Here is a 21479-nt window from a genome sequence, read left to right on the forward strand (position 1 = left end):
TTCAACGCTTCAAAATATGCTTCCGAGCGATCCAGGGATACCGCTTGGTCCAGTCGATGCCATTGCGAGAGAGCAGGCGCACGCGCTCGTTGTCACGATGACCAGCATTCGGTAACCGTCGTGCTTTACTTCGTGGATCCAGTCAGGCCCTTTGAGGGGACTTGGCGGTCGCCAGGCGCAGTTCGTATGTCCTAAGCATGCTCGAGCAGATAGATAGCTCAGCGAAAAAACCAATGTCCCCACGCGGGATCAGCGGCCTGGAGCCAAATGTGGCTCAATCAAATATTAATATAATAAGCCATTTAATAAATTAAATGTTGGGCTTGATTTAAATTGGATTAGAATGAGAACCGCTTGGCGACGGATGAACGCGTCAAGGACCTCCTACAAGCGGCCCCCATCATCCCGCCCGGCCGCCCTGTTCCAAGGCTGTAAGGGCCGCTTCACGGCTTGGGCGGCATAGGCGAGACGTCGGTACCACCGCTGTCGGCAATAGCTTGCTCCACTGCCGATGCGAGCACCTCAAGGTGTTCGGCTAATCTAGCAAATAGCTCGCGCTTCTTGGGATCAGTCGCCAAGTCGCGAATAGGGGCACACTCAGCGGCGTCTCGGCGAAGCTTTTCGGACTGGGCCTGCATGTCTTTCATCTGCGGCCTCGAGATGCAGGAACATTACAAATAGTTCTTCCCGGTCACAAGTGAACACAGCGATATCGCCGACTGGGACTAGCCTCCAATTGCATGGCGCTCCTCACGCGCCAGCCGTCGGACCGCCTTGGCCCCGCACTTTCCCTCCAACCCCAAGGGGCCAAGGCTGGCCCGAGGGGCTTTGCGCAGCATCAAGGTGAGAGCCTGCCATCTCGGACAGACTGAACGTGTAGCCGATCAACCTGTTGTCAGGCTGCTGAGGTTATGAGGCCCGGGCTCCTAGGCACTCCGGGCCTCCCCCTCCCAGCTTATTCGCGCCACAAACGCGGAGAGGAGGCCCGAGATGTCCGCTAGTCACGGTCCGCGTACGTGACGATGCAGCGGACGGCCACGCCTTCGAGCGCGCCAAGAAGATCGTTAGGAGCGATGGCAGCGGAAAACGCAAGACTTCAGGCAAGAAATCGCACGGCAGCTCAGCAAAGCAGCAAAGGGGAGTGCCCACGCTGCTCTTCCCATTGATCCAACCTCAACGGCGTGGGGCGCGCCCGTATGGCGGCGCGAGAAAGAGTTCGTTAGCTTTCTTGTGGCTTGCTGGGAGCGTGCCGATTACCGCTGATTACGGCACACGGAATGGGAATGTCGGCCCCGGCTGTTTCTCCCAACCTGCGGCTGGGGCCGTTTTGAACTTTCGCTGCATCGTTCAACCGGTCCACAACCATGTTTAGGGGCATTGCCATCGCGCTATTTGGAATGGGCATCTTTTCGCAGCTTGATCGAGCGTTCTGCTATGGCAACAATACCGACGCCGCGCTCAAGCTTGCGCGGGAGATTGGCCGAGGCTTTGGGCTGTAGGTCAGCCGCACTGCGCTCCAAGATCGCTCGGGGACTACTTCTTCAACAGCAGTCCCAACGTCCGGGCCATTCGCCTCTCGCAAGCAGATCCGACCTGGAGAGGCGCGCCATTACGGCGGTCGGTTCTTCTATCTGCCGTTCACAATTCCCGCTCCATCGCGGGATGACTGCTGAAGGATGGTCCGTTGGTTGAAGAACGAAGGAAGGGCGTCCGCGAGGAAGTCGATGAGCCCGCGATCATGTTTGGGGATGGCTCGAGCACCAGGTGCCGCGTCGTAAACCTGTCTGACGAGGGCGCCGCTATCGAACTCGGGACGCGAGTCTCGCACGTTCTCGGTTCGAGCTGATGCTTGAACGTGATCGCTCTGTAAGGAAATGCCGCCTGGTTTGGGTCATGAAAGGTGTTTCTTTTGATGCTGCTCCGAGCGAGGTTGGGCGGTCGTCGAAAAAATGAGCCTTCAAGGCATGTCGTAAGTTGCTCGTTGCCTAGAGCTGAAGGAATACTAAGCACATTTTTGGATTTGTTTAGTGGAAGGGGGCCGCCCCCGTCAAAGTGAGCGAATAGCTCACAACAGACCTCGACCGATCGAACGCGCAGGTTAGGTCCGGAAGTGGCCCTCAGCTGCCTCTCTGCTTCCACGCCCTGGCCTCGGCTTGCGGGATGCGAACGGACCAATGACGAATTTGGCCGCAACGCCCGCATGTGAGCCAACGAAGATGACTCCATTGGTCTGACATGACGAACGCTACCCTTCCGGCACCCCCGGCCAGCCGCATTCCCTCATGAGGCGTTCGTGGACAGCAAGAAAAATCGGATCATCGCTCGGTACGTGAGCGCGAAAGCGACAGATGGTGAAGCTTGGATCAAGCGCAAGTCCCGCTTGTACCGTGGCGCGCGCCTGGTCTAGTTCGCCAACCCACGCAAGCACTGCTCCGAGAGGGAAATGCGCAAACGAGTGGTTTCGGTTTGCGTCGAGGCCCCGACGCATCCAGATGACCGCCTCGTCATCGGCACCGAGCTGCGCCTTGGCAAGGCCGACATACCCCATCCAACGAGCGGCATGGGTGTCGCGAGGAGAAAGGCGGAATGCCTCGTTGATGTGAGTTTCGGTTTCTGCGCCTCGACCAAGGAAGAACTTGGCAAAGCCAATGAGAGCATGAGCGCGGGCTAAATTGCGATCCAGCGCCAAAGCCTGCTGGCATTCCGCTATACCTTGGGCTGCGCGTTTCGTAAATATTTGCGCGAAGCCCAAAGTCACGTGAGCCAAAGCGTGGTTTGGTGCGAGGGATAGTACCCTCTTTATGGTTGTCTCCGCCGCAGCAAGCCGCGCTGAATAGTCATCGGTCATAAAGGAAGCCCCTAGTGAGGTATCGACCCGTGCCAAGCCGACCACGGCCTCTATATTTTCGGGATCGAGCACAAGGGCCTTCTCGAAAAAGCTGCGCGCTCGTGTCAGGCAATCGGGAGTCTGCCCCTTGTTGAACCAGCTGCTGCCTTGGAACACCAAGTCCATCGCGTCTGGACGCGGTGAACACTCCGCTCGGCGGGCCTCGGCGGCAACAAGTTCGGCATCGAGCGCGTTGGCGAGCCTCGATACGATTTCATCCTGCATGTCAAAGAGGTCGGCAATAGGCTTGTCAAAGCGTTCGGCCCAGAGGTGGTTGCCTGTTTCGGCATCAACCAACTGCACGTTCACGCGGAGGCGATTGCCACTTCGCTGCACCGACCCTTCAAGCACATAACGGACGTTCAGCACGCGTCCTAGCTTCCTTACCTCCACGGCTTTGCCTTTGAACGTGAACGCCGTGTTGCGCGCAATCACGAACGCGCCACAGATGCGCGACAAGTCCGTAGTCAAACTCTCGGTCACGCCGTCCACGAAGTACTCTTGCTCGGGATCACCGCTTAGGTTGATGAAAGGAAGCACTACTATGGATAGGTGAGGCGCTGAAACCTTCTCAGGCTTTGGGCGCACACCATGGATCGCGGGGCTTTGCTCTTCCCAGACCACAGCAAAGGCCCGGACCGGGCGGGTCGGCACCCACACCCAGCCCATCAGGACGCCGAGGCCGAAATCCTCCCGCGGATGAGGCGCGTCCCATGCCCGGTTTGGCCGAGCTTCCTGCGTCTCTTGATTGGAGGGGAGATCCCCAGGCGATCCCACTGGCCGAAAATGCGATCGATCAGTATCTGGCCATCACGCCGGCCGGCGCGCGCGGACGCGGCCTGTGCGAGCTCCAGCGCGACGCACGCGACCACAACGGGGCCGCGATCGTGGTGCAGCGCTCGTTCGCGGAGACAGTGGACGTCTATATCGCGCGTAAGCTGACGGAAGAGCGTGCGGACGTCGGAGGGTAACGGGCCTCGCGACCGGAACAATCTGATGCCAAGGCAACTTTTTCGCCCCGCATAGAAACCTTTGCCGGCTTCGCGCCTATTAGGGCAAAGGATGCCGAAATGCCCCGATATTATTTCGACCTGCGCGACGAGAACGGCACCGCGCTCGACGAGGAGGGGCTGGAACTGTCCAGTCCGCGCGCCGTTCAGGCGGAAGCGGCCAAATCGCTGGGCGACATGGCACGCGACGCCATCCTCTCCGCGTCGCGGCCGCGCGGGCGCGATCATTGACGCGTGAGCTGGTGCGCCGGCGATTGCTCGGGCTCCAGCACGGCGATCTTGCGGCCGAGCTGCCAGACCTCGACCTTGCCGTGGCGCGTGAACTGCCGCGCGAAGGTGAGGGCGGAGGCGTCGGAGGCCGCCTCGAACGCCTCGGCGGAGCGGAACACGCCGTTCTCGCCGACCAGATAGGCGCGATATTGATTTGTCATGTGGGCGCCCTCAGGCCGGGCGAATGCAGCCAGGCATCGATCTGCATGGCGGTCTCGTCCTGCCGCGCCCGGCGCAGCAGCATCTCGCGACGGCGCCCCGGGGTCAGCGTGCGCGCTTCCTCGCGCAGGCGTGCGGCATCGTCTGCGAGCCGTTCGGTGAGTGTCTTAGTCTGCTTGAAGCGACGACGCGTCTGCATGGCGCATCTCCCTTGTTCGAGATAGGACGGGAGCGCAATCCGGCGTTCTCATCACCGATCTCATGCCACGGGCCTTGCGGTGATGTATGAACCGTACGCCTGCGGCTACGCAGAGTCAGTATCTTTTGATATGTAGCGAACAACTATTTTCGAGAGCAAGTTGAGCCACTTACTCAACTGAGTGCAGCGACGCTGTGTTCAATTTTGAACAGAGCCGGCCTCGGCCGACCCGGCGCCCACGAGCTCGTGAACCGGTCGTGACCGGGACGGCGTAACGGATCGGCCGCTGCCTGCGTATCACCGGCAGCCCGCAACAAGCGCCCGAGCAGCCAGGGGAAGACCACGTCCAATGAAAGCAGAATTCAACGTCGCCGAAGCCGGCAACGGATCCTATCGCCTTCTCGCGATCCTGCGCTGGGTCATGGTGATCATCTTCGTCTCGTTCGGCATGCAGAAATTCACGCCGCAATCGGCGCAAGGCATCGCGCAGTTCATCAGCAACAGCCCGTTCATCTCCTGGCTTTCGCTGTTTGGCCTGCGCGGCGAAGCCTACGTGCTGGGTGTCACCGAATTCGCGATCGGCGCGCTGCTGATCGCCGGCGCATTCAATCCGCTGATGTCGGCGCTCGGCGCCTTCATGGGCGTCGTCACCTTCGCCGTCACCTTCTCGTTCTTCTTCACCACGCCCGGCGTGGTGACATGGAGCCTCTCGACCGATCCGATGGCCTGGAATCTCACCGGCGAGTTTCTGTTCAAGGACATCGTGCTGCTGTGCGTCTGCGTCGTGTTGCTGCTGGCGTCACTGCCGGAGGCGATCGGTCGGGTGCGGGAGTGAGGAGCTTAGGGGTGGAAGAGGGGCGCGACTTAGCTCAACCACCTTCGCTCATGCTCGAATTAATTGGCACCGATCTTCTTGCTCAGCGACACGCGCCAAGGAAGGTCTGTGGACATTGTTGTTTGTTCTAGACTTAAGTTTCAACCTTTGGGGAAGGAGCGAATCTCGTCCTAAATTTTCTGCGGGGTTGGTCGATGAGTAATTCGCTTCTCGCTTTGGTCTTTTTGGACAGTCCGGCAACGCCCGACATGTTCGCCGTTGCCAAGATCCTGCGCTCGCGACATCCGGATTTGGCAACATAGCCGGGTGACGATCCGCAACAGTCTCTGGCAAATTCGCTGCGGCAAAGAGCTTATCGCGGTCATTCGATGGCGGCTCGGGCCGGTGGGCGCACGCTACCACGAGTTGGCCGGGGAGTAAGGTGGTAGCGACGCGGCATCGAGGTCACCTGATCGTCTCCGTGCTGGGAAAGAACGAGCGACTGCCCGTCGCCGCGCATAACCACCGCAGTCATGGGCGCGTTGATCGCCGCAAGCCGGAATGCTGCCGCGTGGTGTCGGCTAGCAAAGTCGCGCGGCCTTCTAGTCTCTGGCTGGACATGTCCAGCCGATCGTTCGGCCGTTCGCTACTAGCCCTTCACCCTGTGGGTCGACAATCTTCCCTTCCAGTCGGATGGGAAGATTGGCACAATCACCGTGAGATTGTCCGCTTTCGTCGGGCGCGAGATCGAGTTCTGGACTGGTAAACACTGGCAGAATAGCATCATCGAAAGAGTTCGGATCAGCCCGCGGGGTGTCGCGGCTGTGACGTTCGTGCGCTACGCAGCAGCCGGTCCGAACCAGGTTGTCAGCGCATCCGCCAGTCCGCGTTGACTCTCGTCTCCCACCCAGGCCACATGGCCGTCGGGTCGCACCAGCACTGCGCTCGGCGGGGCGACCCATCCGATAGCCGGAAGCTCCCATGGGCCATCGTAATCGGCGACAATGTAACTGACGCGATCCGCCCAGGCCGTAACGTCGATGCCGTCGGGCTTGCCAAAATTGAGCAGCACGCCGCTCGCGCTGTGCAGCAGCGTGAACAGTTTGAGCTTCTGGCCTTCGACCGACACATCGAGATCCGGCATGCGGTGTCCGAGCAGCGCGTGGCCATCGCCGAGATCGTAGCGGATGTCGAGCCCGCTCATCATTGCGCCAACGCGCTGGCGCGGCTGGTCCATGGCGAGCACCTCGGAGACGACGTCGCGCGCGGCCTTGAGGCCATCATCGCCGCGGCGGAGCAGCGCGATCTGCGCCATGGTGTTGCGCAAGACGCGCGCGGCAACGGGGTGACGTTCGGAATGGTAGGTTTCGAGCAGCCTGTCCGGCGAGATGCCCCTGACCACCTGCGCCAGCTTCCAGCCGAGATTGACGGCGTCCTGCACACCTAGGTTGAGGCCTTGCCCGCCGACGGAGTGATGGATATGCGCGGCATCGCCGGCGAGCAGCACGCGTCCGCTGCGGTAGGATACCGCCTGCCGTGCCGCATCGGTGAAACGGGAGATCCAGGCGGGGCTGTGGAGGCCGAAATCGGTGCCGTAGACCGCGACGAGGGCCTTGCTGAGGTCGCGCAAGGTGGGCTCGCCGGTGCGCTCGAGCGTTGCTTCCGTCACGACGACCAGCACGCGGCCGCTCTCGGTCTCGCTGAGGCCGTGAAAGCCGAGCGCGTCGTGACGCAGGCCAAGGGCTGGCGCTTCGCGCATTTCGACCTCGGCCATGAGATTGCTGAGCGTCGGATCGAAGCCGGCGAAGTCGATGCCTGCAGTCTTGCGCACGATGCTGCGGCCGCCATCGCAGCCGACGAGATAATTTGCGCGCAGCTTCTTTCCGCCCGACAGTGCGACGTCGATGCCGGTCTCATCCTGCGCAAATCCCGTCACCTCGGCGTGGCGATAGACCGGCACTGCGAGCTCTTCGACCCAGCCGGCCAGGATGCGTTCGATGTGGCTCTGCCGCAGCTCGAGGCCGTAAGCGTGCCGGGTCGGGAGGTCGCTGATGTCGAGCCGCGTCCAGGCGAAGCCGGCGAGCTGGGTGATCTGGCCCTCGCGCAGAAAGCGGTCGGCGACGCCGCGCTGATCGAGGATCTCGATGGTGCGGGCGTGCAATCCGCCGGCGCGCGTCTCGGCCAGCTCCTGGTTCGCACGCCGCTCGACCACTGCGACGTCGACATTGGCGAGAGCGAGCTCCGCAGCCAGCATCAGGCCGGTCGGGCCACAGCCGGCGATCACCACGGCATGATCGGTCGTCGCTGCGCTGCCCGCGCCGGCGCGACGAGCCTCGTGGCGCGAACGGGACGTCGGAAGCAATACAGGCATGTAGTGACCCCTCGATGTGTTGGCCGGGCCACGGGTTCTACGGCAGGAGCAGGGACTTGAAGCAAGCCCCTTGCCCACCACATATCTAGCTGGGAGGAAGGGCTTCCTCTTGCGTGCGACGGTGTTTGACACGTCGGGCAAAACACTGGCAGAATGGCATCGTCCAAAGAGTTTGGTTCAGCCCGCACGGAGCATTCCGCTGCGGGCCTTTCTTTTGGGCGTGACGTCAGCAAATGCCGGTGGTTCGCTGGATGACGTCAGCGAGTTCCTCGAACGAGAACGGTTTCCTGATCATCGGCAGGCCGCCGCGCCGGGGTTCGCGACCGGATAGTTGAAGCATCTTCAACTCGGGGCGGATTCGCTTGGCCAGCTCGGCCAGTTCATGACCATCCATGCCCGGCATATTGATGTCCGTGATCAGGACGGAGATGTCCTGGTTCTCCTTGATCTGATCGAGCGCATCCCGACCGTTTTGGGCGCTGACCACCTGGCAGCCGAGATCTTCCAGCATGCCGACGATCACCTCGAGGACGGCGGGGTCGTCGTCAACAACCAGGACAGTGTGACTCATCGACGAACGTTCCTTCCAACGAGAGTAAACGCGCCTCGCGTCAGGTAGGTTCCGCCTAATCGTCCTTCGACAAATCGCCGGGTTTAGTGGGAAGGTCGATGGTGCCGCCATCGCCGCGCACGAGGTTGGGGTCCCTGTCCTCGGTCTGGCTGGCGTCTTCAATGATCACTTGTTGCGTCTCTCGCGCCTTGTCGATGCGCAGCCTATCAGCGCTCCGCGGCTTGTTGTCGCTGCGCGGCTTGGCTGCCGGCAGGTTTCGCGATCTCTCTTCGGACGTCGCCTTGGGTGTCATGGCCGATTCTCCTGATCGGCTAACTTTTGCCAGACCCGCAAGTTCGTTTGAACGTTGGGTAAAAGTGCTTGGTCTTGACTCTACGGACGCTCTCGCAGGATTTGCGGCTGTCACAGCCAATCTCGTCGCCACATTCTACTTCGCCAAGCGCGGCTTCGAGAACGTTGCAAGGATCATCAGGCGGTGAAGATGCCGGACGACGAAATCAAGGCCATCGTTGCCGAGACGCTGGCCGCGCAACACAGACTGCGGCAGGAGAGCATCGATGCGATCGTATTGAAAGCAATGGCGTCGGTGCTGGCCTCTTTTGGAATTGAGGATGACGATCGGAAAGAGCTCAGGGCGGACTTCCAGCATCTGCGGCGATGGCGGAAGAGCGTGGAGCAGGCGCAGAGCTATGCATTCAAGGTCGTAATCACGGTGATCGCCACCGGTCTGATGGGGGCCATCTGGGTCGGCGTCAAGGACGTGCTGAGCAAGTGAGGCTTCCACTGCGGCGACATCGCCGCACGACGGATCAAGGTCACTTCTCACCGATGGGTATGCCATGTACAGAATTTGTGTGGCCGAAGCGTCTGATGATGACGTTGCCGGCAGCTTCGCCGATCTGCATCAGCAGACGTTTTTCGACGCCGCGGCGATCCCCCGGTTCGACTTGGAACCTGGTGCCTGGTCTATCTGGCGATGCCGCAGTCGCCTTTTGCCGATGTTGTATCGTCCACACACGTGCGACATTGCGGCGATTTCTCAACGTTCGGGGTCTTGCGGCGGCATTGAGGCGCGGGCTCCAAATCAGGTTGATGGGAGCCATCGAGGCAAGGGGGCGCCGTATCGGCTGGGACAGCGTCGTTTGGGATACGATGGACGATCCCGTGTCCGCCAATACTTCATCCAGACGGGCTGTCGGCCTCTATCAGCCCGAGGTGCGCTGGGGCTGGTCTCATACGCTTTGCTGGCGAAAGTGGTGGCGCTGAGCTTCCCGTGATGCGGAACGCGACTACCAACCTCGCTGGCGAGATGTGGCGCAGCCCAAATGCGCAGAGTGTCAAGAGGTCCGGCAGCCGGATGGCTGCCGGGCCCTTTTGCGTTTCAGGCGAGCCGGGTGAAACACTTGCGAAGTCGGTGGCGTCGGGCTTTAAGTTCGGTCTTGCAGGAAATTCGGCGGCCATAAGCCGATGTAAAGGAGCGCCATCAATGCCTACCAAGCCTCAATTGCCGGAACGTTCGTCGCGGACGACGGAAGGGCCAACTGCGCTCAATGGTCTGCTGATTGTCGATTTTACGCGTGTCGTTGCCGGCCCGGCCTGCACACAGACGCTTGCTGATTTCGGCGCGCAAGTCATCAAGATCGAGAATCCCGACGGCGGCGACGACACACGTGCCTACGAACACGCCGAAATCGGCGGAGAGAGTGCCGCCTATCTTAGCCTGAACCGCAACAAGCGTGGCATCGTGCTCGATCTTGCCGTGCCAGAGGCCCGCGAAATCGCGCTCGACCTGATCCGCAAAGCGGACGTCGTCGTCGAGAATTTTTCCAGCGGGGTCATGAAGAGGTTCGGCCTCGATTACGAAGCTGTCGCTTCGCTCAATCCGCGGCTGGTCTATTGCTCGATCTCCGCCTACGGACGCACCGGACCGTTCGCTTCGCGCCCGGGCTTCGATCCCATCACGCAGGCGGAGAGCGGCTTCATGTCGCTCAACGGGTTTGCCGACGGCCCGGCGGTTCGTACCGGCCCGCCGATCGTGGATATGGCAACGGGAATGTCTGCCTGCAACGCAATCCTGCTGGCATTACTGGCGCGGGACCGGCTCGGCCGCGGGCAGCATGTCGAGGTGGCGCTGTTCGATGTCGCGATGGGGATGACGGGTTTCTACGGCATGGCCTATCTGATCAACGGCGAGAATCCTGGCCGGTTTGGCAATTCGCCGAGCGGCTCTCCCACCGTCGGCGTCTACGAGGCCTCCGATGGGCCGCTCTACATGGCTTGTGCCAACGACCGGCTCTATCGCCGGCTCGTGGTCGAGGTGCTCAACCGGCCCGATCTGATCACCGATCCGCGATTTGCAACGCGGAAGGCCCGCTCCGAGAACAAGGAGCTCCTGCGGGCAGCTATTGCGGGGGTCTTTGCAAGCGATACCCTCGAGAACTGGATGGCAAAGATGAAGCTGGCAAATATCCCGGTCGGCTATCTTCGAACGGTTGAGGAGGGGTTCAATGCGCCGGAGGCGCGCGAGCGCCACCGCTTGAGCCGGATTCCGCATCGTACAGCAGAATGGGTCCCCAACATCGAGCCGCCGATCACGATGAGCCTGACTGCGGCCATTGATCCCGTGGCTGCTCCGCTGCTGGGCGAGCATACGAGACAAGTCTTGCACGATACGCTCGGCTACGACGAACGTCGCATCGCGGAGTTCGCCGAAAAGGGCGCCTTTGGATCAGTCAAGCCTTCGACCGGTTTGAGCTAGGCAGTTGATCGCCGCGGGGCAAGTATGGCGATGCCCGCAGATCACCGCCTTGCAATGCTCGCGCAAGCGATCCTGCTTCATTGTCCGGCCGAGGTGCCCCGCGACCGCACCTGCTAGCCCTCCCTTGACTTGATTTGGTGAAGGGCCCGCCGCATAAATATGTGAAAGTGAGGGATACGGCATGGCGCTTGGTCGAGAGCCGAGCATGAGCGAGCCCGCCGGGCTGGAAGCCGGTGAGCGCGCCTATGCGGCAATGATCGCGGAGGCTCGGGCGCTCCTACCTCGGTTGCGAGAACGGGCGGCGCGGACGGAGGAGCTGCGGCATCTTCCGCCGGAGACTGAAAGGGATCTCCACGATGCCGGTCTGTTCCGGATGCTGCAGCCGAGGCGGATTGGCGGCGCCGAGCTTGATTACGTCGCCCTGGTCGACTGCGCCGAACTGCTCGGATCGGCGGATGCCTCCGTGGCTTGGAACCTCGCCAACCTGGCGAGTCATCATTGGATGCTCGGCATGTTCGAGCAGAAGGCTCAGGATCTGGTCTGGGACCGCGATCCGGACGTGTTGATTGCGTCCTCCTTCATTTTTCCGGCCGGCCGCGCCACCAGGGTCGCGGGTGGATATCGGCTGCATGGTAGCTGGCCGTTCTCCTCCGGCGTTGCCTCCTGCGAATGGAATATGCTTGCAAGCGTCGTTTACTCCGATGACGAGGCCGACGGCATCGCGTATCGAATCTTCTTGCTGCCCAAAGGCGACTACAAAGTCCTCGATACCTGGAATGTCGCGGGATTACGCGGGACGGGATCATGCGACGTGGAGGTCAAGGACGCCTTCGTTGCTGACCATATGACGGTCGCCGTCGGCGAACTCGCCGGAGGCCCAACGCCGGGCAGCAAGGTCAATCCGAATCCGCTGTATGCGCTCCCTGTCTTCTCGCTTTTTCCTTACGTCCTATCCGGTGTTGCGCTTGGAAACGCGCAGGCCTGCCTCGACGATTACGCCGAGGTCGCGCGTCATCGCATTTCGACTTACAACCGCGCCAAGCTGAGCGACTTTCAAAGCACGCAAATCAAGATCGCTGAGGTCTCGGCCAAGATCGACGCTGGACGCCTGATCATGCGCTCGGCCTGCCTTAATGCGATGGAGGACGCTCGGTGCGGTCGTATTCCTGATATGGCGACCAAGACCAGATATCGGCGCGATGGAGCCTTTTCGGTGAATCTGTGCACCGAGGCGGTCTCCATGCTGTTTGCCGCGAGCGGAGCGCGCGGCCTGTTCACGACGGGCGTGCTGCAGCGGCAGTTCCGCGATGCGCACGCGATCAACTCGCATCTCGCGTTCAACTTCGACGCGGCCGGGACCAATTACGGACGCGTGGCGCTGGGCCTGCCGTCCGAGAATCTCACGCTGTGAGGCCGGCCGATGAATGATCTGCCGAAGAAGCCGGCCGCTTCCGATCCAGCCAACGAATTCGCGAGCGACAACTCGCCAATCGACCCCCGCGATTTTCGCAACGCGCTCGGCACCTACGCGACGGGTGTGACGATCATCACGGCCGCGGCCGCTGATGGGAAGCCCTATGGCCTGACCTGCAATTCGTTCGCCTCGGTCTCGCTGAATCCGCCGCTGGTTCTGTGGAGCCTTGTCGTTTATTCCTCGAGTCTGACCGTATTCCAAAACGCCAGTCATTTTACGGTCAACGTGCTTGGCGCTTCGCAACAGACGCTCGCGAACAAATTTGCCAAGTCGTCGGACGACAAGTTCACTGGCGTGGTTTGGTCGCCGGGCCTCGGCAATGCGCCCGTGCTCGCTGAGAGCGTCGCCAATTTTCAATGCCGCTCGGTGAATCGTTACTATGGCGGCGACCATGTGATCTTTCTCGGCGCGGTCGAGGCCTATACTTACAACGCGAAAGAGCCGCTGCTCTTCGCGCGTGGGACATTTGGTCGGTTCCGGTCCGACGATGAGCGCAAGAAAGCGCCGTAGCGTACTTAGGTCGCGTTCAACGATGCAAGGCTCTGCCCTGAAAGCTTGTAGATCTCAAGCGCATCCGCTTGCGCGCCGCGCGCCGCCTTCGCCAACCTGAAAAGTTGCCCTGCAAGCGAGGCCATCGGCACCGGCGTCGACGTCGCCTCTGCGACATCCGCGACCGTATCGAGGTCCTTGAGCATCGTTGCGATGTGACCGAGCGGTGGGGTGTGAATGCCCTGAACCATTCGCGGCACGAAGAGCTGGAGTGGGATGGAATCCGCAAAGCCGCCGGCGAGCGCTTCGGGCAATCGGTTGGCGTCAATTCCGGCGTTCACGGCAAGGCGCGTTGCCTCCGCGAGGACGGCCATCGCGCATCCGACGATCACCTGATTGCACAGCTTCGTGGTCTGGCCGGCGCCGATCGGGCCCATGTGGGTGAACCTGCGCGCCATGGCGAGCACATAGGGTCGCGCCCTCTCGATGTCGCCCGCTTCTCCGCCAGCCATGATCGCAAGGGTGCCTTCCTCGGCGCCCTTCGTACCCCCGGACACAGGCGCATCGATCCAACCGGTACCGTTCGCGTCTTTCAGACGCGCTGCAAGATCGCGTGCGGCGTCAGGATGGATGGACGAGAAGTCGACCACGAGCTTGCCGGCGCCGGGAGCCGATGAAAGACCTTCGCGCCCGAAGATCACCTCTTGGACGGCGGCGGCGTCTGTCACGCACATGAAAACGATGTCCGATTTCGCCATCACGTCGCGGGGCGTGGCTGTGCGAACTGCGCCGGCCTCGACCAGCGGAGTCGTTTTGTGCTGCGAACGGTTCCAGATGGTGACCTGATGGCCAGCCTTGAGCAGGCGCCTGGTCATGGGTGCCCCCATGAGCCCAAGGCCGATATAACCGAGCCTCTCGACATCTTGCGGGTTTGTTCTGCTCGCATCAGCCATAGGTTGCCTCCTCTGCCGCAGCGCAACGCCGTGCGACCGCCGCCTTACCTTACATGGCGTATCGTTCGGTGACACCGGTAGGCATGCATGGCTTGCCTGATTGTTTGAACCATGAAACATTTGGACAGGTCGGGGTTCGGTGGCGCCCGTCGGCGCCGGAGCAGCGGAGTGGGATGATGCGAACCGTTTCGAGGTGGATCCTGGCAATGAGCGCGGTTGCGGCCCTGATCGCGGACTCAGGCGCGTCGCAGGCGCAGCAGACCATCCGCGTCGGCTGGACCATCCCTGCCGAAGAATCCAAGTATTGGATGATGCGGCGCCCGGCCGAGTTTCCCAACATCGGCAAGACCTACAACATCGAATGGACTCAATTTCAGGGCACCGCTCCGATGACGCAGGCACTCGCAGCCGGGGCGCTGGATTGCGCGACGCAGGCGCCACTCTCGCTCTCCAATGGCGTGGTCGGAGGCAACCTCAAAGCCTACATCGTGGCCCAGCACGTCTTCGAGAAGCCCGGCGGCTTTTCGGTCTATTGGGCTGTCATGGATGACTCGCCGATCAAGACGATTGCCGATCTCAAGGGCAAGACCGTCGGAATTTCTGTGATCGGCGGCGGCACGCAGGGGCCATTCAATCTGCTTCTGAAGCAGAATGGTGTCGATCCTGCCAAGGACATCAAGCTGGTCGAGGTTGGCTTTGCCGTCTCTGAAGACGCGCTCCGGCAGGGTCGTGTCGATGCAGTCAACATGAACCAGCCTTTTGCCGCGCGCGCGGAGGCGAAGGGCGGCACAAGGAAATTGTTCTCGTTGTCGCAGGCCATGCCAAACATCGTGCATATCCTGGAAGCCTGCCGCGCCGATTTCGTCGATAAGAACCCCGAACTGGTCAAGACCTATGTCCGCGACATCACGTCGGGCATGAAGAAAGCGTTGGCAAACCGCGAAGAGACCCTCAAGGTCGTCAATGAAGTTCTGAAGGCGCCTATTCCGGTGCTTGAGACTTACCTGCTCAAGGACAACGATTTCGGTCGCGATCCGGGTGCGGCACCGAATTTCCCCGCGATCCAGAAGATGCTGGATATCTATGCAGAGACTGGAATGCTGCCGAAGCTGGATGTCGCACAGTTCAAGCATCCGACGATCGTCGCTCCGCTGCAATAAGCGAGCAGGCGAATTATCCAGGCTAGGGATCGTGGCGTCCCGGATCATCCGGAACGCAGCATGAAGAAGATGCACGTATGAAGAAGCTGCGATCACGGGTCACCACAGACGGTCTCGACCGAGCCCCGCACCGTGCATTCATGCGCGCAATGGGTCTCGACGACGCCGCGATCGCCAAGCCGATGGTCGGCGTCGTCAGCATGAAGGGCGAGCAGACGCCCTGCAATATGACCCATGACTTTCAGGTCGCCGCGGCCAAGACCGGAATCGAGGAGGCCGGTGGCACACCGCGGGAATTCTCCACCGTGTCGGTTTCCGACGGCATCAGCATGAATCATGAGGGGATGAAGTTCTCCCTATTTTCGCGCGAGCTGATCGCCGACTCGATCGAAGCGGTCGTCCATGGTCTGGCTTACGACGCCCTGATCGGCTACGGCGGATGCGATAAGACGCTTCCCGGCGTGATGATGGGCATGGTTCGCTGCAACGTGCCGTCCATTTTCATCTACGGCGGCAGCTCGCTGCCGGGCCGCGTGGACGGGCGGACCCTGACGGTGCTCGACTCCTATGAAGCCGTCGGCAGCTTTATGACCGGCGAGATCGACGGCGCCACGCTCGAGCGGATCGAGCGCGCCTGCCTGCCGACCATCGGTGCGTGCGCCGGCCAGTTCACTGCGAATACCATGGGTATGGTGTCGGAGGCGCTGGGCCTCACCATCCCCAACGTCTCGATGATCCCCGGTGTCTACGCTGAGCGAGCGCAGATCTCGCGCCGGGCCGGGCGCCTGATCATGGAGATGCTGGAGCGCGGCGGTCCGCTGCCGCGCGACATCGTGACGCGGAAGTCCCTCGAGAATGGTGCGGCGATCGTCGCAGCGACGGGCGGTTCGACGAATGCCGCTCTGCATCTTCCGGCGATCGCGAACGAGGCGGGCATCGCGTTCACGATCGATGACGTCGGCGAGGTCTTTGCCAGGACACCACTGATCGGGAATCTGCGACCCGGAGGCAAATATACGGCGAAGGACGTCTACGACATCGGCGGCGCCGCCGTGGTGGTCCGCGAACTGATCCAGAGCGGGCATATCGATGGCAGCTGCATCACCATCACAGGCCGCACGCTTGCCGAAGACTATCGTGCGGCTAATGCGCCCGATGGTGAGGTCGTTTACGCGGCCCGCGCGCCGATCATGCCCGATGGCGGCGTGGCGGTGCTGAAGGGCAATCTTTGCCCCGACGGCGCGGTGATCAAGGTTGCGGGATTGAAGAGCCAGTTCTTCGAGGGCGTCGCACGCGTTTTTGAAGACGAGGAGGCTTGCGTCGCGGCGGTTCGCGACCGCAGCTATAAGGCAGGCGATGTGCTGGTGATCCGCAATGAAGGGCCGGTCGGCGGCCCCGGCATGCGCGAGATGCTCGGCGTCACCGCGCTGATCTACGGGCAGGGCATGGGCGAGAAGGTGGCCCTGATCACCGACGGACGGTTTTCTGGCGCGACCCGCGGCATGTGTATCGGCTACGTGTCTCCCGAAGCCTTTGTCGGCGGTCCCCTGGCGCTTGTGCGTGACGGCGACAGGATCCGGATTGATGCCACAAACCGACGGATGGATTTGCTGGTCGATGAGCAGGAACTTGCGGCACGTCGGTGCCATTGGAAGCCGCGGTCACCGCGCCATCGCGCCGGCGCGCTCGCAAAGTATGCGCGACTTGTCGGGCAGGCGCCGGGGGGAGCCGTTACGCACGAGGGCCCGGCGGAATGGCCTTGGTTCGACTGACGAACTGCACCCGTGCGAACACGACCGTCAGTCTGGCAAGTTTCTTGCTAAGGTCTTGCCGCTGATGGAGGACATTCAGCGGGGCGTGTCGCGCGATATTCGCGCGCGAGCGAGGCGAAAGACGCGATGAAGGTAGTGCCTTCAAGATCAAGCGAATGGGTGAAACCGGTGACGCGACAAGAGCCGGCTCCTGCGATCATCGAGATCGACCACGTGTCGCAGGTCTTTCAGACCTCGGCGCGCAGAGATCATGTGGCGTTGTCGGACATCTCGCTGACGATCGAGGAACGCGCTTTTGTTTCCATCCTCGGCCCATCCGGTTGTGGCAAGTCGACCCTGCTCTACATAGTCGGAGGCTTCGTCAGTCCGACCAGCGGCGCGGCGAAGATGAAGGGAAACGCGATCACGGGGCCGGGTCCGGATCGCGGACCGGTGTTCCAGGAATTCGCGCTGTTTCCCTGGAAGACCGTGCTCGGCAATGTGATGTACGGCCCCCGCCAGCAAGGCGTGCGCACCACCGACGCCGAAGCGCAGAGCCGGACCTTGATCGAGATGGTCGGCCTCAAGGGCTACGAGAACTTTTACCCCAAGGAGCTGTCGGGCGGAATGAAGCAGCGCGTCGCGCTGGCGCGAACGCTCGCCTACCATCCCGAAGTCCTGTTGATGGACGAACCATTCGGCGCGCTCGACGCGTATACCCGGACGCGCTTGCAGAACGATCTCTTGAACATCTGGGAGCGTGATCGCAAGACGGTACTATTCGTCACCCATTCAGTCGACGAGGCCGTCTTCCTTTCCGACAAGGTCGTGATGATGTCGAAATCGCCAGGCCGCATCCGGCAGGTCATCGACATCGATCTGCCGCGGCCGCGCCGCCGCAGCGAGCTGTTGCTTGACCCGCGGTACCAGAAGTACGTCGTCGACATCGAGCGCATGTTCGATGAGAGCGACGAAGCCGGCCCGCTCGCATGATGTCGTCGGCCGGCATAGTCAAACGCGCTGCCCCGGTGCTCGCCTGCATCGGACTGCTGGCGGTGTGGCAGGTCGCGTCACTCGCGCTGAAGAATGACAGCTTTCCCACGGCGATCGAAGCAATTCGCGCGATTCCGGACATCCTTGGCGACAAGGAAGCGCTGGTCAATATCCTGGCCTCGCTCCGCCGCATGGCAATCGGGTTTGGCGTGGCCGTGCTTGTTTCGATTCCACTTGGGCTGTTAATGGGACGTAGCGCTGCGGTCGCGGCCTTCTTCAATCCGCTCCTGATGGTGATCTACCCGGTGCCGAAGGCGGCCTTGATGCCGATCATCATGCTGTGGCTCGGCGTTGGCGACATTACGAAGACATTGGTGATCTTCCTTGGCGTCAGCCTGCCCGTGATCTATCACAGTTTTGAGGGCGCCAAAGCGGTTGAGGAAAAGATGCTGTGGTCGGGCGCCGCGATGGGGCTTTCTCCGGCGCAGCGCCTGGTGCGCATCGTGTTGCCCGCGGCCCTGCCGGAAATTCTGACCGGCTGCCGCACGGGATTGGTGCTGGCGCTGATCACGATGATCACCAGCGAGATGATCGCCCGTCAGTCCGGCGCCGGGAACATCCTGTTTAATGCGCTAGACATGGGCCAGTACGACACCGTCTTTGCGATGATCATCATCGTGGGGGCAATGGGAATCTGCCTCGACGCGATATTCGAAAGGGTTCGTGCCCGCCTTGTCCGCTGGTCCGAGCCTCAATTCGACCTGCCGCTGAGCTTCTCGTGATGTCGCGCCTTCTCTCCCCAAATCTCGCTCTCGGGCTCGCGCCGATCGTACTGGTGATCGCAGTGTGGCAAGGCCTCGTGTCAACGGGCCTTGCGCCTGTGGCTCTGCTGCCGCCGCCGGGACATGTCTTCAGTCGGCTGCTCCAGCAACTCGTAACGTGGACGTTTCAGCAGGAGATCGCGGCGACCCTGATCCGGCTGTTTGCGGCGTTCGCGATTGCCGTCGTGCTGGGTATCAGTATTGGCATCGCCGCCGCCGCCAATCCCGCGATCAATGCCGTGGTTCGACCAATCGTGCGCGTATTGGCGCCGTTGCCCAAGGTCGCTCTCTATCCGGCATTGCTGTTGCTGCTCGGCTTCGGCCACGGATCCAAGATCACATTGGTGGCCGCGGACGCACTCTTTCCCATTCTGCTCTCGACCTATTACGGCGCGTCGACCGTGGAGCAGAAGCTGATCTGGTCGGCAATGGCGGCAGGAACGCCGCGCTATGAAATCCTCTTCAAGGTCGTGCTGCCGGCGGCGATGCCTTCGATCCTGACCGGCTGCCGGATCGGCCTTGTCATTTCCTGCATCGTGGTGTTTCTGGCCGAGATGATCACGTCAACGGATGGACTAGGCCATGCGCTCGTGACGGCGGCTCGAACTTTCCAGGCTGTGGACATGTTCGTTCCGTTGATCACGATCTCGCTGCTGGGTTTGATCCTGAACGGTCTGCTGGGCGCCGTGCGATCGTATCTGCTCCGGGGCTTCCCCGAAGCGTAACAGACAAATAGAGAATCTTGACGACCGGGAGTGGACCATGCTGGCTGATCGCATCGAGGCAAAATGGATCGACGCATTTTGCGAAATCTTTGACCGATGCGCCGTCAGGGCGGGCGATACCGCGGCGATCCTTTCGGAAACCCAGTCGCGCGCGTTGAACGTGCATCTGGCGGAGCTCGCGCTGCTGCGGATGGGAGCACGGCCGTTTCACGTGGTAATGCCGACACCGCGTAACCGTCATGTCGTTCCGGTTCGCTCGACCGGGGCGAGCGAGGCGATCCAGCAGCTGGGGCCGGTGATCAGCGCGCTTCAGCAGGCCGGCTTTGTGGTGGATTGCACCATCGAGGGCCTGATGCACGCGGTGGAGACACCCGAAATTCTCAAGGCTGGCGCGCGCATTCTGGTGATTTCGAACGAGCATCCCGAGGCGCTGGAACGGATGGTGCCGGATCCCGCGCTCGAGAAGCGCGTTCGTGCCGCGGCGAAGATGCTGCGCGGAACGAAGCGGATGCGGGTCACTTCAAAGGCCGGAACGGCGCTTGACGTCGACATGGTCGGAGCCTCCACGGTCGGCGTGTGGGGCTGGACCGACAAACCCGGCACACTCGCGCATTGGCCGGGTGGCATCGTCGTCAGCTTCCCCAAGAGTGGGACCATCAACGGCACGCTGGTGATGGCGCCCGGCGACATCAACCTGACCTTCAAACGTTATCTGACGTCACCGGTGAAGATGACGCTGAAGGACGATTACGTCGTCGAGCTGGAAGGCGAAGGTACGGATGCCGCGATGATGCGCAGCTATCTCGCCGCCTGGGGTGATCGCGAAGCCTATGCGGTCTCGCATGTCGGTTTTGGCATGAACCCCGGCGCGCGGTACGAGGCGCTCTCGATGTACGACCAGCGCGATACCAACGGTACCGAGCTTCGCGCTGTGTCGGGCAATTTCCTGTTCTCGACTGGTGCGAATGAATTCGCGGGCCGCTACACGGCGGGTCATTTCGACCTGCCAATGATGGGAACGACGATCGAGCTCGACGGTGTTGCCGTCGTCCGCGAAGGTGTGCTCCAGGACGTCTTCGGCTAGCCGCGATCGAGCACGGGCGGTCGCGCAAGGCCAAAGTGGCGGAGCAGGTCGACCATGGCCCTGAGTCGCTCGACACGATAGACATCGACATCGAGGCCGGAGTAGTCGAGGAAGCCCGCGCCCGTCCGCAGGCCGATCCGGCCCTCGCTCATGTTGCGCGAAATCACCTCTGGCGCCCGATAGCGATCGCTTCCCAGTGCACCTTCGAGATAGCGGCTCGCGTAGTACAGGATGTCGCCGCCACCCCAGTCGATGAATTCGAGCAGGCCGAGCACGGCGTAACGGAAGCCGAAGCCGTAGCGGATCGCCTTGTCAATTTCTTCCGCGCTGGCGACACCCTCCTCAACCATCCGAGCGGCCTCGTTCATCGCCAGCGCCTGGATGCGCGGGACGATGAAGCCCGGCGTCGCCGCACAGACCACGGGTACCTTGCCGATGCTTTCGAGCTGCGCCTTGACCTCGTCGATGATGGCGGGGTCGGTGGCCTTGCCAGGCGAAACTTCGACCAGCGGGATCAGATAGGCCGGGTTGAGCCAATGCACGTTGAGGAAGCGCCGAGGGTTCACGATCGCGCCGGACAGATCGTCGACGAGGATCGTCGACGTCGTCGATGCAATGATCGTGTCCGGGCCGACTTGCCTCGAGGCGGCCGCCAGTACCTCCCGCTTGAGCTCAACGACCTCAGGGACGCCCTCGAAGACCATACCGGCCTCGGACAGCGTTGCGCCGCTGTCGCCGGCCGCCACCACCGAGACCCGCGCGATCAGTGGATCGACGTCCATCTCCCTCAGTAGCCCCAGCTTCCACAGGCTGGCAAAGGTCTTCCTGATTTCGCCGAGCGCGTCCGCCTCCAGCTTGGCGAAATCGTCCGCGGAGCGCGCCTTGATGTCGATCATCGTGACCCTGTGCCCCGCATAGGCGAACGCGACGGCGATGCCGCGTCCCATGCGGCCAGCCCCGAGACAGGCGATATTGACGCGATTGGTCATC

22 protein-coding genes are annotated in these 21479 nt (G+C 61.8%); 13 read left to right on the forward strand and 9 right to left on the reverse strand.

Annotated features, from left to right (window positions below):
- Positions 1-443: 443 nt before the first annotated feature.
- Both IVB12_RS26270 and IVB12_RS26275 read right to left on the reverse strand, forming a co-directional pair.
- On the reverse strand, positions 444-647 hold the full coding sequence (locus IVB12_RS26270; protein ID WP_247303417.1) for a hypothetical protein: 204 nt from the start codon (positions 645-647) through the stop codon (positions 444-446).
- 1598 nt (positions 648-2245) lie between these two features.
- Positions 2246-3556: an adenylate cyclase gene (locus IVB12_RS26275; RefSeq protein ID WP_346658524.1), complete on the reverse strand. Its 1311-nt coding sequence runs from the start codon at positions 3554-3556 to the stop codon at positions 2246-2248.
- Positions 3557-3600: 44 nt separating this feature from the next.
- Between IVB12_RS26275 and IVB12_RS26280 the strand changes: the two genes are divergently transcribed.
- Together IVB12_RS26280 and IVB12_RS26285 are read left to right on the forward strand one after the other, a co-directional pair.
- Positions 3601-3858: a hypothetical protein gene (locus IVB12_RS26280; RefSeq protein ID WP_247303419.1), complete on the forward strand. Its 258-nt coding sequence runs from the start codon at positions 3601-3603 to the stop codon at positions 3856-3858.
- 99 nt (positions 3859-3957) lie between these two features.
- Complete coding sequence (locus tag IVB12_RS26285; RefSeq protein WP_247303501.1) at positions 3958-4128, forward strand: hypothetical protein; 171 nt, start codon at positions 3958-3960, stop codon at positions 4126-4128.
- Here IVB12_RS26285 and IVB12_RS26290 read toward each other — a convergent pair.
- The gene (locus IVB12_RS26290) at positions 4122-4328 is read right to left on the reverse strand and encodes a hypothetical protein (protein WP_247280583.1); all 207 of its coding nucleotides are present in this window, start codon (positions 4326-4328) and stop codon (positions 4122-4124) included. The two genes, IVB12_RS26285 and IVB12_RS26290, sit on opposite strands and share 7 nt — an antisense overlap.
- Positions 4325-4525, reverse strand: a complete 201-nt coding sequence (locus tag IVB12_RS26295) for a hypothetical protein (protein ID WP_247280584.1) — start codon at positions 4523-4525, stop codon at positions 4325-4327. The genes IVB12_RS26290 and IVB12_RS26295 overlap by 4 nt, the downstream gene beginning before the upstream one ends.
- A gap of 349 nt (positions 4526-4874) precedes the next feature.
- Here IVB12_RS26295 and IVB12_RS26300 point away from each other — a divergent pair, with 349 nt between their 5' ends.
- Positions 4875-5360, forward strand: coding sequence for a DUF417 family protein (locus tag IVB12_RS26300; protein ID WP_247303421.1), 486 nt, complete (start codon positions 4875-4877; stop codon positions 5358-5360).
- An 817-nt stretch (positions 5361-6177) separates the two neighbouring features.
- On the opposite strand, the gene IVB12_RS26305 is transcribed toward IVB12_RS26300, so the two are convergent.
- The 3 genes from IVB12_RS26305 to IVB12_RS26315 all read right to left on the reverse strand — a co-directional run bounded on the left by IVB12_RS26305 (position 6178) and on the right by IVB12_RS26315 (position 8573).
- Entirely contained in the window at positions 6178-7710 is a 1533-nt protein-coding gene (locus IVB12_RS26305; RefSeq protein WP_247303423.1) for an FAD-dependent monooxygenase, read from the reverse strand.
- A 226-nt stretch (positions 7711-7936) separates the two neighbouring features.
- Positions 7937-8281, reverse strand: a complete 345-nt coding sequence (locus IVB12_RS26310) for a response regulator (protein WP_256465509.1) — start codon at positions 8279-8281, stop codon at positions 7937-7939.
- 55 nt (positions 8282-8336) lie between these two features.
- Positions 8337-8573, reverse strand: a complete 237-nt coding sequence (locus tag IVB12_RS26315) for a hypothetical protein (RefSeq protein WP_247303426.1) — start codon at positions 8571-8573, stop codon at positions 8337-8339.
- Between the two features lie 183 nt (positions 8574-8756).
- On the opposite strand from IVB12_RS26315, the gene IVB12_RS26320 reads away from it, so the two are divergent.
- The 4 genes from IVB12_RS26320 (at position 8757) to IVB12_RS26340 (ending at position 13023) form a co-directional block, all read left to right on the forward strand.
- Complete coding sequence (locus tag IVB12_RS26320) at positions 8757-9056, forward strand: hypothetical protein (RefSeq protein WP_247303427.1); 300 nt, start codon at positions 8757-8759, stop codon at positions 9054-9056.
- Positions 9057-9767: 711 nt separating this feature from the next.
- Positions 9768-11039: a CoA transferase gene (locus tag IVB12_RS26330; protein WP_247303428.1), complete on the forward strand. Its 1272-nt coding sequence runs from the start codon at positions 9768-9770 to the stop codon at positions 11037-11039.
- A gap of 181 nt (positions 11040-11220) precedes the next feature.
- Complete coding sequence (locus IVB12_RS26335) at positions 11221-12450, forward strand: acyl-CoA dehydrogenase family protein (protein WP_346658525.1); 1230 nt, start codon at positions 11221-11223, stop codon at positions 12448-12450.
- A gap of 9 nt (positions 12451-12459) precedes the next feature.
- Positions 12460-13023, forward strand: coding sequence for a flavin reductase family protein (locus IVB12_RS26340; RefSeq protein WP_247303430.1), 564 nt, complete (start codon positions 12460-12462; stop codon positions 13021-13023).
- Between the two features lie 5 nt (positions 13024-13028).
- Here the strand turns inward: IVB12_RS26340 and IVB12_RS26345 are convergent, their stop codons facing one another.
- Positions 13029-13955 carry an NAD(P)-dependent oxidoreductase gene (locus tag IVB12_RS26345; RefSeq protein WP_247303431.1) on the reverse strand — a complete coding sequence of 309 codons (927 nt, stop codon included), beginning with the start codon at positions 13953-13955 and terminating at the stop codon, positions 13029-13031.
- Positions 13956-14131: 176 nt separating this feature from the next.
- Between IVB12_RS26345 and IVB12_RS26350 the strand changes: the two genes are divergently transcribed.
- The 6 genes from IVB12_RS26350 to IVB12_RS26375 all read left to right on the forward strand — a co-directional run bounded on the left by IVB12_RS26350 (position 14132) and on the right by IVB12_RS26375 (position 20489).
- On the forward strand, positions 14132-15115 hold the full coding sequence (locus IVB12_RS26350) for an ABC transporter substrate-binding protein (RefSeq protein ID WP_247303432.1): 984 nt from the start codon (positions 14132-14134) through the stop codon (positions 15113-15115).
- A 77-nt stretch (positions 15116-15192) separates the two neighbouring features.
- A complete protein-coding gene (gene ilvD / locus IVB12_RS26355; protein ID WP_247303433.1) occupies positions 15193-16887 on the forward strand; it encodes a dihydroxy-acid dehydratase in 1695 nt (564 codons plus the stop codon).
- Between the two features lie 126 nt (positions 16888-17013).
- Complete coding sequence (locus IVB12_RS26360) at positions 17014-17859, forward strand: ABC transporter ATP-binding protein (RefSeq protein WP_247303435.1); 846 nt, start codon at positions 17014-17016, stop codon at positions 17857-17859.
- Positions 17856-18641, forward strand: coding sequence for an ABC transporter permease (locus IVB12_RS26365; RefSeq protein ID WP_247303437.1), 786 nt, complete (start codon positions 17856-17858; stop codon positions 18639-18641). Before IVB12_RS26360 ends, IVB12_RS26365 begins: the two co-directional genes overlap by 4 nt.
- Positions 18638-19405, forward strand: coding sequence for an ABC transporter permease subunit (locus tag IVB12_RS26370; protein WP_247303439.1), 768 nt, complete (start codon positions 18638-18640; stop codon positions 19403-19405). The genes IVB12_RS26365 and IVB12_RS26370 overlap by 4 nt, the downstream gene beginning before the upstream one ends.
- A 37-nt stretch (positions 19406-19442) precedes the next feature.
- The gene (locus IVB12_RS26375) at positions 19443-20489 is read left to right on the forward strand and encodes a peptidase M29 (protein WP_247303441.1); all 1047 of its coding nucleotides are present in this window, start codon (positions 19443-19445) and stop codon (positions 20487-20489) included.
- On the opposite strand, the gene IVB12_RS26380 is transcribed toward IVB12_RS26375, so the two are convergent.
- Positions 20486-21478 carry a 3-hydroxybutyryl-CoA dehydrogenase gene (locus IVB12_RS26380; RefSeq protein WP_247303443.1) on the reverse strand — a complete coding sequence of 331 codons (993 nt, stop codon included), beginning with the start codon at positions 21476-21478 and terminating at the stop codon, positions 20486-20488. The two genes, IVB12_RS26375 and IVB12_RS26380, sit on opposite strands and share 4 nt — an antisense overlap.
- Between the last annotated feature and the right edge of the window lies 1 nt (position 21479).

The sequence above is a fragment of the Bradyrhizobium sp. 179 genome (genome assembly GCF_023073535.1).
Lineage (GTDB): Bacteria > Pseudomonadota > Alphaproteobacteria > Rhizobiales > Xanthobacteraceae > Bradyrhizobium.